Source organism: Actinocatenispora comari, assembly GCF_017312725.1.
GTDB classification, from domain to species: domain Bacteria; phylum Actinomycetota; class Actinomycetes; order Mycobacteriales; family Micromonosporaceae; genus Actinocatenispora; species Actinocatenispora comari.
The window spans coordinates 16186-29173 of the sequence record NZ_BOPO01000147.1; the positions used below are offsets into that span (position 1 = coordinate 16186).

Below are 12988 nucleotides of genomic sequence, written 5' to 3' on the forward strand. Positions count from 1 at the left end.
TTGATGTGTTCTTTCAGCTGGCCGAGGATGTATCGACCTTGTCCTCGGGGAAGACGCGGGCGGAGACGGTGGCGTGCGCGGCGCGGCGCAGCGCGGCGAACAGCGCCTCGCCGAGCACCGAGCCGATGATCATGGATTCGGCCAGGTTGTCGCGGTCCTCGATGGCGGTCAGGGTGGCGAGGTCGGTCTCGGCGATCTGCAGTGCGAGGTCGGCGTAGTGATCGACGATGCCGACGAGTTCCGGTCGGCCCAGCCGGTGCAGCATCGCCAGCACGTCCGCGATCATCCGTACGTGCACCGAGTCGGTGCGGGTGTAGCCGTGCCGCTGGAGTAGGGCCGCCGTCTCGGCGAGTTCCTGCTCGTCGGCATGCGCGCCGGGCGACCGCGACGCGACCAGCGCGCCGGACAGCCGGCCGAGCATGCTGTCGGTCGGCCGCTCGGCCGAGTCGACCTCGGCGAGCATGGTGCGGACCGTGCCGATGGGCAGCTCGCCGACCTGGACCATGGCGCGGATCAGCCGCAGGCGCTGGGCGTGCTCGGCGGTGTACGAGACCTGGTTGGCGTGGGTGCGTTCGCCCGCCGGCAGCAGCCCCTCCCGCAGGTAGTACTTGATGGTCGGCACCGGGATCCCGGTGGCCTTGCTGAGTTCTCCGATCCGCACGGGTCCTTCATACCGCATCCGCGACTGGGTTGACACGGCAGCTATCGATACTCACACTATCCGCTATGGATAGCTGCGCTATCGATATAGTTGGTGTCGACAACGGGAGACGAACTTCATGACCTCCGTGGTGACTCCCGCCCCGCCGATCAGCCCGCCGCGCCGATCGCACCGCGTCCGGTTCGCGCTGATCGCGCTGTTCAGCGCCGGTATCGTGCTCTCCTTCGTGCCGCGCTACCTCGGTTTCGACGCGTCCGAGGCGCGCGTCGGCATCCGTGCCGACGTCCCGTTCCACTACCCGGTGCTCGCGGTGCACGCGATCACCGCCGGCCTCGCACTGCTGCTCGGGCCGCTGCAGTTCAGCGCCCGGCTGCGTCGCCGCGCGCCCCGGGTGCACCGGGTCGTTGGCCTCGTCTACGTACCGGCCGTGCTGGTCGCCGGGCTGGCCGGGATGGTGGTGGCGGTGCTGACGACCTCCGGCCCGATCGCGGCGACGTCCTTCGTCCTGCTCGACGTGTACTGGCTGGGCACCACCATCGCCGGCTACCGGGCCGCGCGGGCGCACCGGTTCCGCTCGCACGAGCGCTGGATGCGACGCAGCTTCGCCGGCACGTTCTCCGCCGTCACGCTGCGGCTGTGGCTGGGCATCCTGATCGCGGTGCAGCTTCCGCTGCTCGGCCCGCTCTACCACGGGTCGTTCGGGCACCTGTTCAGCACCGCGTACGTGGCGTCCAGCGTCCTCGCCTGGATCCCGAACGTGCTGGTCATGGAGCTGTACCTGCGCCGGCACCGGCCTGGCCGCTGACCCGGCCCCGTCAGCGCGCCGCGAGGGCGGCGGCGAGCAGCGCCACGCCGGCGTCGATCTCGCCGGCGGTACGCGCCGCGTAGCCGAGGACGAAGCCGGGCTCGCCCGGGGTCTGGCGATGCCACGAGAGCGGGTGCACCTTCACGCCGGCGTCGAGTGCCGCGGCGGCGACCTCGGTGTCCGGCCGGTCGAGCGGGAGCGTGACGGTCAGGTGCAGGCCGGCGGCCGCGCCGCCGACCGTCGCGGCCGGCAGTCGGGCCGCGATCACGGCGATCATCGCGTCGCGACGGCGCCGGTGCCGGGCCCGCAGCGTGCGCAGCTGCCGTTCCAGCCCGCCGTCCGCCATCAGCCGCGCCAACACCAACTGCGGCAGGGTGGCGTTGCCCAGGTCGGCGTACCGCTTGGCCTCGATCACCGCGCTCCGGTAGGCGGGCGGCACGAGGATCCAGCCGATCCGCAGCGCGGGCGCGAGCGTCTTGGAACCGCTGCCCAGATAGATCACCCGGTCCGGCGCCATCGCGTGCAGTGCCGGCGCGGGCGCGCGGTCGTAGCGGTGTTCGGAGTCGTAGTCGTCCTCGATCACGAGCCCGCCGCCGGCGGCCCAAGCGGCGAGCGCCCGGCGCCGCGCGCCGGACAGTACGACGCCGGTCGGGAACTGGTGCGCCGGCGTCACCAGGACCGCCGGGGCGCCTGTCGCCGCCAACCGGTCGACGACCAGGCCCTCCGCGTCCACCGGTACCGGCTCGGTCGCGAGCCCCGCGGCGGCCAGGTGCTGCCGGGTGCCCAGCGAGCCCGGATCCTCCACCGCGATGCGCCCCGCGCCGCCGCCGGCGAGGATGCGGCCGAGCAGGGTGAGCGACTGCGCGGTACCGGCGACCACGACCAGGTCGGCCGGGTCCGCCCGGATCCCGCGGTACCGGGCGAGCCAGTCGACGATCGCCGCCCGCAGCGCGGGCATGCCGCGCGGATCGCCGTACCCGAGCCGATCGCTCGCGAGGTCGGCCAGCACGGCCCGTTCGGCGCGCAGCCACGCGGCCCGCGGGAACGCGGTCAGGTCCGGTACGCCTGGTGTCAGGTCGATCCGTGCCGGCGCGGCGCGCAGCCGGTCGAAGACGTCCGGGCCGGGCACGGCGGCGAACAGCGACCCAGCCGGGGTCGGTGCCGGGGCGGCGGGTTCGGACCGGGCCGGCGCCGGGACGCCGACCACGACGGTGCCCGCCCGGCCGCGACCGACGAGGTGTCCCTCGTCGGCGAGTCGCTGGTAGGCGCCGGTCACCACGCCGCGGGAGACGTGCAGGTCGGCGGCGAGGGTGCGGCCGGCCGGCAGCCGGGCGCCGACCGGCAACCGGCCGTCGCCGATCGCGGCCCTGATCCGATCGGTCAGCCAGTCGGTGACCCGGCCGCCCGGTGCCGTGCCCGGGTCCAGCCCCAGAAAGTCGGCGCCCTCGCCCGGGGCGGCCTTGCCCGGGGCGGCTTCGCTCGGGGCGGCTTCGCTCAGGGCGGCGTCGCTCGGGGCGGCCCGAGCCAGGGCGGCGTCGCTCGGGGCGGCTTCGCTCAGGGCGGCGTCGCTCGGGGTGGCCCCGGCCGACGCGGGCGTTGTGGGCGCGGGGGTCGTCCGGGGCGGTCCGGCGGCGGTTATGGACCGCTGATCCTGCTCGTCATTGGACCTGTGCACCGGTCCATTGTCCGCCCAGGCTGGAGGTCGTCGAGGCACCGGCGAGAGGGAGAACGATGACGACCGGCTACGTGCACGGATACTCCGGCCGTGAGGCGACGCGGCTCGGCGACCAGGCCGACACGCTGGCGGAGTTGCTGCACGCCGACGTGCGGTACCCGCCGGGCACCCGGGTGTTGGAGGCCGGGTGCGGGGTCGGGGCGCAGACGGTGCACCTGCTGGCGAACAACCCCGGCATCGAGCTGACCGCGGTGGACCGGTCGGCGGAGTCGGTGTCCCGGGCCCGCTCCCGGGTGGCCGTGGCCGTCCCGTCCGGTGACGTCAGCTGGTTGTGCGCCGACCTGGCCGACCTGCCGTACCCGGCCGGCCGGTTCGATGCGCTGTTCGTGTGTTTCGTGTTGGAGCATCTGCCCGACCCGGTCGGTGTGCTGCGTGGGCTGCGCCGGCTGGTACGGCCTGGCGGCGCGGTCACGGTGATCGAGGGCGACCACGGTACGGCGGTGTTCCATCCGCGCGGTCGGTACGCCCAGGCGGTGGTCGACGCGCAGGTCGCGGTGCAGGCGGCGGCCGGCGGCGACGCGCTGATCGGGCGCCGGCTGCGTCCGTTGCTGACCGCGGCCGGCTGCACCGAGGTTCGGGTGTGGCCGCGCACCGTCTATGCCGACGCGGGTCGGCCGGGCCTGATGGACGGGTTCACCCGCCGTACCTTCACCGCGATGATGGCCGCCGCCCGTGCGGACGTGCTGGCCGCCGGGTTGCTGTCGGCGGCCGACTGGCGCCGCGGGATGACGGAGCTGGCCGCCACGGCGGTGGGGGAGGGGACGTTCCACTACACGTTCTTCGTCGGCCACGGCTCGGTGCCGGCGGCGGAAGTCGAGTGATTTGCCGGGTGGCGCGGCGCGGTGGGCGGCAATATTCTTCCGTCAGATCCGACATTTCTGCAAACTCTTGCCTACGTGTGGAGGCGGTATGTCGCACGACCGAGCCGAGCTGGATCGCCGGACGCTGCTGAAGGCCACCCTGGGTACCGCGACCGTCGCGGTGGTCGGCGGCGGGCTGGGCCTGGCCGGTGCGGCCGCCGCGGGTGCCGATCCGGCGTCGAGGCGCCGGACGAGTGCGGCGGTGATCCGGCCGAACAGCGAGCTGGACACGATCATCGGCTGCGACGAGTGGGGGGCGCGCCCGCCGTCCAGCGCGATCCAGCTCAGCGGCAACGTCACCAACAAGATCATCGTGCACCACATGGCGTTCCCGAACAGCACCGACTACTCCAAGGCGCACGCCGAGCAGCTCGCCCGGGACTGCCAGGACCTGCACATGGACACCAACGGCTGGGCCGACACCGGCCAGCACTTCACCGTCAGCCGCGGCGGGTACGTGCTGGAGGGTCGGCACCGCAGCCTGGAGACGCTGACCGCCGGCCAGCAGCAGGTGGTCGCGGCGCACTGCCCGGGCGAGAACGGCAACGCGATCGGCATCGAGAACGAGGGCACGTACGTGACCGCCACCCCGCCGGCGGCGCTCGTCACCTCGCTGACCGCGCTGTGCGTCACCGTCTGCCAGCAGTACGGGCTGCACGCGTACGACATCTTCGGGCACTGGGACTTCCGGGACACCGACTGCCCCGGCATCGCGTTCTACCGGATGTTCCCCGGCATCCGCCGCTCGGTGCAGGCCGGGCTGGGCGAGACCGCGTCGTCGGCGCCCGCCCGGCGCTGGCCGGACATCTGGAAGTTCGTCGGCGGGCCGGTCGTCAAGCTGGCCCAGCACCTGCTCAACGCGCGCGGCTACCAGCTCGGCGCGGACGGCGTCTTCGGCGCCGACACGGTGAGCGCGGTACAGGACTGGCAGGCGAAGAACTCGCTGCCGGTCGACCAGGACGCCACGCTGACCACCAAGACGTGGGAGACGCTCGTCGCGCCGCTGGCGCCCGGCGACACCGGCGAGCGGGTCCTCGGGGTGCAGCAGTTGCTGCAGCACAAGGGGTACGACCAGGTGTCGGCGAGCGGGACGTACGACTCCGCCACCGCGGCGGCGATCGCGAACCTGCAGGGGCTGCACCACGTGACGGTGAACGGGTTGGTCGGGCCGGAAACCTGGTGCGCGCTGTCCGGTGGCATCGTCCGCACCGCGCTGATGGCCTGACGACCGGTGCCGCGGCCGGCCCACCCCTCCCGGCCGGCCGCGGCACCACTCCGGTGTCCCGCCCCGGAAGACGGACGTCGAGACAGCTCCTAGCGGTCCGCGGCGCTGCGGGGACCGAACGAGCGGCCCAGCGCGCGTACCTCCGCCTCCAGCTCGGGCACCATGGTGCGGGCGCCGCGGGCCAGTACCGCGCCGGCGATCGGACCGGTGTAGAGCGTGCGCAGCGCCTGCACGGCGGCGAGCGAGCGCGGCGCGTACACCTTGCGGGCCCGGCGTTCGATGCCGTCCACGATGGCGAGTGCGCAGCGTTCGACGGTGATCGTGGTGTTGAGCGGGTAGGGCAGTTTGCGCACCACGGCGCGAAACGTCCGCAGGTCCTGCTGCTGGTCGCGGACCAGGTCGGTGTCCACCCAGATCGGGTGCGCGGTGCCGACCGCCACGCCGCGGTGCGCCACCTCCAACCGCAGCGCGTTGCCGAACTGCTCGACGCCGGCCTTCGACGCGCAGTACGCCGCCATCCCCGGCAGCACGGTGAACGCGGCGGCGGAGGAGACCAGCAGCGCGTAGCCGCGGCTGTCCAGTAGCGCCGGCAGGGTGGCCGAGGCGGTCCGCATCGCCCCGATCAGGTTCACCTCGACGGTACGGGCGAGCGCGTCCGCCGGGTTGACCGCGACCGTGCCGTTGTTGGCGATGCCGGCGTTCGCGACGACGACGTCGATCCGGCCGTACCGCTCGATCGTGCCGGCCACCGCGGCGTCCAGCTCGGCCTGGTTCGTCACGTCGCAGCCGAACCAGCAGTGCTCGCCGTCGAGGTCGGCGGCGAGGGCGGCGAGCCGGTCGGTCTCCAGCCCGACCAGTGCCAGCCTGGCGCCGCGGGCGGCGGCGAGGCGGGCGACGCGTTCGCCGATGCCGCGGGCCGGCCCGGTGACGAACACGACCGCGTCACGCAGGGATCGACGCATCCCGGTCTCCCTTCCGTTTCGGTGCCGGAGGCTGTTGGGGAACCTTCGATCGTGCGAGGCGGAGTCCATTCGTCTGCTCGCAAGGCGGAGGTGCGAGTGCATACCGGTGTCGTATGCGCTCGTGCCGACAACGCGGCGAGCGGGCGAATGGGCCCGGCGCAGCCGATCATGAGGTTCCCCAACAGCCTCTCAGCGCGACGATGCTGCGGGCGAGCAGTTGCGGGCACTCCAGGGTGAGCATGTGCCCGCAGTGCGGCAGCACCGTCAGGCGCGCGCCGTCGATGTGTTCGGCCAGGTACCGGGCGTGCCGCGGGGGCGTGAGCCGGTCGTGCCGACCGACCATGACGTGCACCGGGACGGCGGCGAGCGGATCGAGGTCGGCCAGCTTGTCGTGCTCCCGCAAGGCGGGCACGAACTCGACCACGGTACGCATCCGGCAGCCGAGGATCAGCTCGGTGCCGACCCGGACCACCTCCGGTGCCGCGACCGGCCCGAACAGCAACGGACCCAGCGCCCGCCGGTACGCGGGCAGGACCGGTGCGGCGAACCGGCGCGCACCGTCCACGATGGACGAGCAGGCGGCCAGCACGGTGCCGACCGGGCCGCCGAACACCGTCAGCAGCCCGCCCCGGTCGGCGGCCAGCTCGCCGGCGGAGGTACCGACCAGCAGCACCCCGTCGACCCGGTCGGTGAACAGCTCGGGCCGGACGGCGGCGAGCGCCATCACCGTCATGCCGCCCATCGAGTGACCGCCGAGCAGCAGCCGGCCGCGCGGCGCCAGCTGGTCGACGACCGCGCCGAGGTCGGCGCCGAGCAGGTCGATCGACAGCGTCGTGTCGCCGCGGCCGGAGTCGCCGTGGTGCCGCTGGTCGTACGCGACGACGCGCAGCTCCGGTGCGATCCGGTGCAGCTGGGCGATCACCGGCCGCCAGGCGGCGGAGGAGAGGGTCCAACCGTGCGCGAGCACCAGCGTGGTGTCCGCGTCCTCGGGGCCGCTGACGTGCGCGGCGAGCCGGGTCCCGTCGGCCGCGATCACGGTACGGGGGTCTGCGGTGGGCACGCGGTCGTCACCTCCTGCCGGGTGCGCAGGTGGTAGCCGCGCGGGTCGAACCGCCGGGTCAGCCGCCGGAACCGCCAGGTGAACGACGGCCACAGGGTCGTGTTGCGCCCGTGGGCATCCAGGTACCAGCTGGCGCAGCCACCGGTGTTCCACACGGTGCCGTCGAGCCGCCGCTGCAGCCCCTCGTTGTACGCGTGCTGCGCGCCGGCGTCGACCTCCACCGCGACGATGTCGTGTTCGTCCATCTTGGACAGTGCGGTGACCAGGTAGTTCAGCTGCGACTCGATGATGTAGATCATCGAGGTGTGGCCGAGGCCGGTGTTCGGCCCGATGAGCAGGAACAGGTTGGGAAAGCCGGTCACCGTGGTGCCCCGGTAGGCGGTCATCCCGTCTGCCCAGGCGTCCGCGAGCCGCGCCCCGTCGCGGCCGACGACGGCGTCGGCGACCGGCGGCCGGGTCGCCTCGAAGCCGGTGCCGAACACGATCGTCTCGACCGGGTGCTCGACCCCGCCCGCGGTCCGCACCGCGTGCGGCTCGATCCGGTCGATCGGGTCGGTGACCAGCTCGACGTTGTCGCGGGACAGCGCCGGGTAGAAGTCGTTGGACAGCAGGATGCGCTTGCAGCCGATCCGGTAGTCGGGCAGCAGCCGCTCGCGCAGCGCCGGGTCGGCGACCTGCCGGTGCAGGTGCCCGCGGGCCATCGCGGCGACCGCGTCGAGCAGCCGGGGTCGCCAGGTCATCCCGACCGCGAGCGTCTCCCGGGCGGTGTAGATCCCGGCGCGGGCGGCCAGCCGGGTCGGCGGCAGGTGCTCGTACAGCCAGTGTTCCAGGCCGCTGATCGGCCGGTCGTTGCGCGGGATGATCCACGGCGGGGTGCGCTGGAAGACGGTCAGCCGCTCGACCTGCTCGGCGATGCGCGGGACGAACTGGATGGCGGATGCGCCGGTGCCGATCACCGCGACCCGCCGCCCGGTCAGGTCGTGGTCGTGTCGCCAGCGGGCGGAGTGGAACGCGGTACCGGCGAAGTCGTCGAGGCCGTCGATCGCCGGCAGTTTCGGCGCCGACAGCGGCCCGGTGCCGATCACGAGCACCCGCCCGGTGAAGCTGCCCCGCCCGGTACGCACCCGCCAGCGCGCGGCGGTGTCGTCCCACCGTGCCTCGACCAGCTCGTGCCCGAGCCGCAGGTGCGGGGCCAGGTCGTAGCGCGTCACCAGGCCCCGCAGGTACTCCTGGATCTCCGGTTGCGGGGAGAACGAGCGGCTCCAGCGCGGGTTCGGTGCGAACGACAGCGAGTAGAGGTGTGACGGCACGTCGCAGGCGGCGCCGGGGTAGTCGTTGTCCCGCCAGGTGCCGCCGACGTCGTCGGCGCGCTCCAGGATGACGAAGTCGTGCCGGCCGGCCTGGCGCAGCCGGACCGCGGCGCCGAGGCCGGAGAACCCGGCGCCGACGATGAGCACGTCGTGGTGTTCGTCCATGGGGGCCTACGCTTCCCGCTATTGACCGTTAGTCAATAAGCTATGCTGGCGCTGCCGCGACGTCAAGGGCGAACGGGTCCGATTTGCCCGCTCGTCCGGCCCGACGTCAGCTTGAGCCCTGGCGCCCGGCGAGCCCTGGCGCCCGGGAGAGGAGATACGCCGTGACCGCGCCCCGCCGTACCCGGCTCGACCCGGACGCGCGCCGCGCCCAGCTGGTCGAGCTGGGCGTGCGAGCGCTGTCGAAGGCCAGCCTGTACGACGTCAACCTGGACGAGATCGCCGCCGCGGCGGGCATCTCCCGGTCGCTGCTGTTCCACTACTTCGGCTCCAAACGGCGCTTCCAGCTCGCCGTGGTGCAGGCCGCGGCCGCCGGGCTGCTGCAGGGCACCGACCCCGACCCGGCGCTGCCGGCAGCGCAGCAGCTGCGCGCCTCGATCGAGGACTCGGTCGACTACGTCTCGTCCCGCCGCGATCTCTACCTGTCCCTGGTCCGCGGCGCGGCCAGCGGCGACGCGGCGATGCAGGAGATCTTCGACCGCACCCGCGCCGCGCTGGTCGACCGGATCATGGACGGCATCGCCGAGCTCGGCGGCGACCCCGGCGACCCGCTGCTGCCCATCGCGGTGCGGGCCTGGCTGGCGTTCACCGAGGAGGCCATCATCTCCTGGACCCCCGGCGGCCCGGTACCGCGGGAGCGGCTCACCGAGTTCCTGGAGTCGTCGTTCTACCGCGCCGTGCTGGCCTGACCCGGTCCGCCGCGTCGCACCCGGCGGCGCCGGCGCACCGCTCGGCACGCCGCGGCGTCGCGGTCAGCGGGCGTCGACGGTGGCGCCGCGCAGCAGCGGTCCCCACAGCAGGTCGGTGATGTCGCCGAGGTCGGTGACGTTGCGGGCGGTGGCCGCGGCGACGAGTGGGTTGACCACCGCGCGCTCCTCGGCGGTACCGGCGTAGCCCATCTCGACGCTGCCGGTGCCGCCGCCCTGGCCGAACGAGTCCGGCGGCACGTCCTTGCCCGGCACGATCGGTACCTGCGGCAGCCCGCTCACCACGCCACCGTGGTTCGCGCCCCGGTCGTACCCGTCGTCAATGGGTGCCTCCGGGGCCGGCACCGGCGGGTGGTCGGGCAGCCCCCAGCACTTCGGGCCGAGGTCGGCCCCGGAGACCGGCTCGTCGCCCGGCAGGTACTTGCCCGAGTCCCGGGTGATCTCCAGCGTGATGTGCAGCCGGCCGGTGTCGAACGCCCCCTCGATGTTCTTCTGCAGCTTCACCGCCGCGGCGGTCAGGCACGGGTACTCGGGTGAGTACTCGGCGAGCACCGACAGCAGCGGCCGGCTGACCTGGCCGAGCTGGATCAGTCGGCCCTCGTGCCGCTGCAGGAACGGCGTCGCGGTGTCGGCCAGCCCGGTGGTCTCGGACCAGAACTCCGCCAGCGCGGCCCGCTGCTCGGACACGGTCGACGCGGTCACGGTCAGGTTCGCCAGGATCGCCATCAGGTCCGGCAACGCACCCGTGTAGGTGTCGAGCACGCCGGCGAGCTTGCGCACGTCGGCGCGGATCGCCGGCATGTTCGCGTTCAGCGTCTTCAGGTACCGGTCCAGGGTGACCAGCGTGTCGCCGAGCTGGTCGCCGCGCCCGCGCAGTGCCGCCGCCAGCGCGGTCAGCGTGGCCGAGACCTTCTCCGGCGGTACCGCCTTGAGCAGCGGCAACGCGCGATCCAGCACCCGCTCCAGCTCGACCGCCCGCGCCGACCGGTCCTGGTGCACGACCGCGCCGGCGGCGATCGGCGTGCCGGCCGGGTGCGCCGGCGGCGTGAGGGACACGTACTTCTCCCCGAACAGCGTCTTCGGCAGCATCGACGCCGACACGTTGGCCGGAATCCGCGGTACCGAACCGGGGTCCAGCGCGACGGTGAGCCGGGCGGTGCGGCCGTCCGCGCTGATGTCGCGGACCTGACCGACCACCACGCCGCGCAGCTTCACGTCGGCGTTGCGGTCGAGCTGCAGGCCGGTGTGGTCGGTCAGCACGGTGACCGTGACGGCCGGTGTGAACACGTGCCGGTACGCACCGACCGAGACCGCGAGCAGCGCCACGACCAGCAGGACGAAGCACAGCCCGAGGAACGCGCGGCCACCCGAGCCCCACGGTTTCGCCGCCGGCCACACGGTCACCCGCGTCTCGCCGACCAGATCGCCTTCCGGTTGCCTCGGGTCCACGCCGGACCACCACCCTGTCTCAGGTGCGCAGTTCCTCGTCGGTCGATGTGCTCGCGTCGACCGGATCCCGCGGTGTGGCAACGGAACCGGCCCGTGGTGCGTACAGTTCGTCCAGCTGCTGCGGGTACGCCGCGAGGATGCGGTCCCGGCGCAGCTTCAGCGACGGGGTGAGCAGCCCGTTCTGCTCGGTGAAGTCGTCGTCGAGTAATCGGAACCGGCGGATCGACTCGGCCCGGGACACCGTCTCGTTGGCCCTCTCGACCGCCCGCCGCACCGCCGCCTCGACGTCGCCGCCGCGGTCGCGGAACCGTTGCGCCGCTTCGGCATCCAGCGTCACCAGCGCCGCCACGTACGGTCGGCCGTCGCCGACCACCAGGCACTGGCTGACCAGCGGGTCGGCCCGTACCGCGTCCTCCAGCGGGCCCGGCGCGACGTTCTTGCCGCCGGTGGTGACGAGGATTTCCTTGGCCCGCCCGGTGATCGTCAGGTACCCGTCGGCGTCCAGGGCACCGAGATCCCCGGTGGCGAGGAACCCGTCGGTGGTCACCGGCTCGTCGCTGCCCCAGTACCGCTGGAACACCTGCGGGCCGCGCACCAGCACCTCGCCGTGCTCGTCGATGCGCACGGTGGTACCGGGCAGCGGCCGGCCGACGCTGCCGAACCGCGGTGCGAGCGGCGGGTTGACGGTCGCGGCCGCGGTCGTCTCGGTCAGCCCGTAGCCCTCGTACACCACGATGCCGGCGCCGGCGAAGAACAGCGCCAGCCGGCGGCCGAGCATCGCCCCGCCGCTGATCGCGTACCGCACCCGGCCGCCCAGCGCCGCCCGCACCCGCCGGTACACGAGCAGGTCGTAGAGCGCGTGCGCGGCCCGTAACCGGAGCCCGGGTCCGCGCCCGGTGCCGTTGACCCGCCGCTCCAGCGCCGCACCGTACGCGGTGGCGACGCGCGCGGCGCGGTCGAACGAGGCGGCCCGGCCGATGTCCTCCGCGGTCGCCCGGGCGGTGTGGAACACCTTCTCGAACACGTACGGCACGGCCAGCAGGAAGGTGGGCCGGAACGACGCCAGGTCGGGCAGCAGGTCGGCCGGCTTCACGCTGGGGGAGTGGCCGACGCACACCTCGGCGCGCACGCAGCCGACCTGGATCACCCGGCCGAACACGTGCGCCAGCGGCAGGAACAGCACGGTGCTCGCGGGCCGCCTGGACACCGCCCGGAACACCGGGTACAGCAGCGCGGTGGCGTTGTCCGCCTCGGCCATCAGGTTCGCGTGGCTGAGCACGCACCCCTTGGGCCGTCCGGTGGTGCCGGAGGTGTAGATGATGGTCGCCGGATCGTCCGGGCCCACCGCCGCCCGCCGCTCGTCCACTGTGGACGCGTCGGTCCCGGCGCCGTGCCGGCGCAGCTCGTCCAGCCCACCCGAGTCCAGCTCGAACCGGTGCACCAGCGCCGGCAACCCACCCCCGGCGGCGGCATCGCTGCGGTCGCCCTCGGCGGCCGGAGCCCCGCCCGCATCGGGGCTGGTCGTACGCTCCGCGGCGCTGGCCGACTCGCCCGCATCGGGGCTGGTCGTACGCTCGGCGGCGGTGAGTGTCGCGGTGTGCCCGGCGGTCTCGGTGACGCAGCAGACCGCGCCGGAGTCACGCAGGATCCAGGCCACCTGAGTGGCCGACGAGGTCGGGTAGATCGGCACGCTGACGGCCGCCACCGAGGCGATCGCGTAGTCGAGCACCGCCCATTCGTACCGGTTGCGCGACATCAGCGCGACCCGGTCGCCGGGCCGCACGCCGATCGCGACGAGGCCGGCGGCGACCGCCCGTACCTCGTCGCGGAACTGCACGGCGGTCACGTCGGCCCAGCCGGCGCCGGTACGGCGGCGAAACAGCACCAGCCGCGGGGAGCGGGCGGCGGTGGCGTACACGCTGTCGGCGAGGCCGCCCGCGCTCGGCGGCTCGACCAGTGCGGGGACGCTGCACTCCGCCGCCATCACGCCAC

11 protein-coding genes are annotated in these 12988 nt (G+C 73.6%); 4 read left to right on the forward strand and 7 right to left on the reverse strand.

Annotation, left to right across the window (positions count from 1 at the left end; all coding sequences use genetic code 11):
- Positions 1-13: 13 nt before the first annotated feature.
- Positions 14-661 (reverse strand): MerR family transcriptional regulator, encoded by a 648-nt coding sequence (locus tag NUM_RS34115; protein ID WP_207129066.1) that lies wholly within the window; start codon positions 659-661, stop codon positions 14-16.
- Positions 662-779: 118 nt separating this feature from the next.
- Between NUM_RS34115 and NUM_RS34120 the strand changes: the two genes are divergently transcribed.
- A complete protein-coding gene (locus NUM_RS34120) occupies positions 780-1466 on the forward strand; it encodes a DUF2306 domain-containing protein (protein ID WP_207129067.1) in 687 nt (228 codons plus the stop codon).
- Between the two features lie 10 nt (positions 1467-1476).
- On the opposite strand, the gene pdxR is transcribed toward NUM_RS34120, so the two are convergent.
- Positions 1477-3141, reverse strand: coding sequence for a MocR-like pyridoxine biosynthesis transcription factor PdxR (gene pdxR, locus NUM_RS34125; RefSeq protein WP_225919036.1), 1665 nt, complete (start codon positions 3139-3141; stop codon positions 1477-1479).
- 56 nt (positions 3142-3197) lie between these two features.
- Here pdxR and NUM_RS34130 point away from each other — a divergent pair, with 56 nt between their 5' ends.
- Positions 3198-4022 carry a methyltransferase domain-containing protein gene (locus NUM_RS34130; protein ID WP_207129068.1) on the forward strand — a complete coding sequence of 275 codons (825 nt, stop codon included), beginning with the start codon at positions 3198-3200 and terminating at the stop codon, positions 4020-4022.
- Between the two features lie 88 nt (positions 4023-4110).
- Positions 4111-5286, forward strand: a complete 1176-nt coding sequence (locus tag NUM_RS34135) for a peptidoglycan recognition protein family protein (protein ID WP_207129069.1) — start codon at positions 4111-4113, stop codon at positions 5284-5286.
- Positions 5287-5375: 89 nt separating this feature from the next.
- On the opposite strand, the gene NUM_RS34140 is transcribed toward NUM_RS34135, so the two are convergent.
- The 3 genes from NUM_RS34140 to NUM_RS34150 all read right to left on the reverse strand — a co-directional run bounded on the left by NUM_RS34140 (position 5376) and on the right by NUM_RS34150 (position 8783).
- Positions 5376-6248, reverse strand: a complete 873-nt coding sequence (locus NUM_RS34140; RefSeq protein ID WP_207129070.1) for an SDR family oxidoreductase — start codon at positions 6246-6248, stop codon at positions 5376-5378.
- Between the two features lie 166 nt (positions 6249-6414).
- On the reverse strand, positions 6415-7308 hold the full coding sequence (locus tag NUM_RS34145) for an alpha/beta fold hydrolase (RefSeq protein WP_207129071.1): 894 nt from the start codon (positions 7306-7308) through the stop codon (positions 6415-6417).
- The gene (locus NUM_RS34150) at positions 7281-8783 is read right to left on the reverse strand and encodes a flavin-containing monooxygenase (RefSeq protein ID WP_207129072.1); all 1503 of its coding nucleotides are present in this window, start codon (positions 8781-8783) and stop codon (positions 7281-7283) included. The genes NUM_RS34145 and NUM_RS34150 overlap by 28 nt, the downstream gene beginning before the upstream one ends.
- Positions 8784-8944: 161 nt before the next feature.
- On the opposite strand from NUM_RS34150, the gene NUM_RS34155 reads away from it, so the two are divergent.
- A complete protein-coding gene (locus NUM_RS34155) occupies positions 8945-9529 on the forward strand; it encodes a TetR/AcrR family transcriptional regulator (RefSeq protein WP_207129073.1) in 585 nt (194 codons plus the stop codon).
- A gap of 63 nt (positions 9530-9592) precedes the next feature.
- Here NUM_RS34155 and NUM_RS34160 read toward each other — a convergent pair whose 3' ends face one another.
- Complete coding sequence (locus NUM_RS34160; RefSeq protein WP_207129074.1) at positions 9593-10996, reverse strand: MCE family protein; 1404 nt, start codon at positions 10994-10996, stop codon at positions 9593-9595.
- Positions 10997-11015: 19 nt separating this feature from the next.
- Positions 11016-12980 (reverse strand): AMP-dependent synthetase/ligase, encoded by a 1965-nt coding sequence (locus NUM_RS34165; protein WP_207129075.1) that lies wholly within the window; start codon positions 12978-12980, stop codon positions 11016-11018.
- Between the last annotated feature and the right edge of the window lie 8 nt (positions 12981-12988).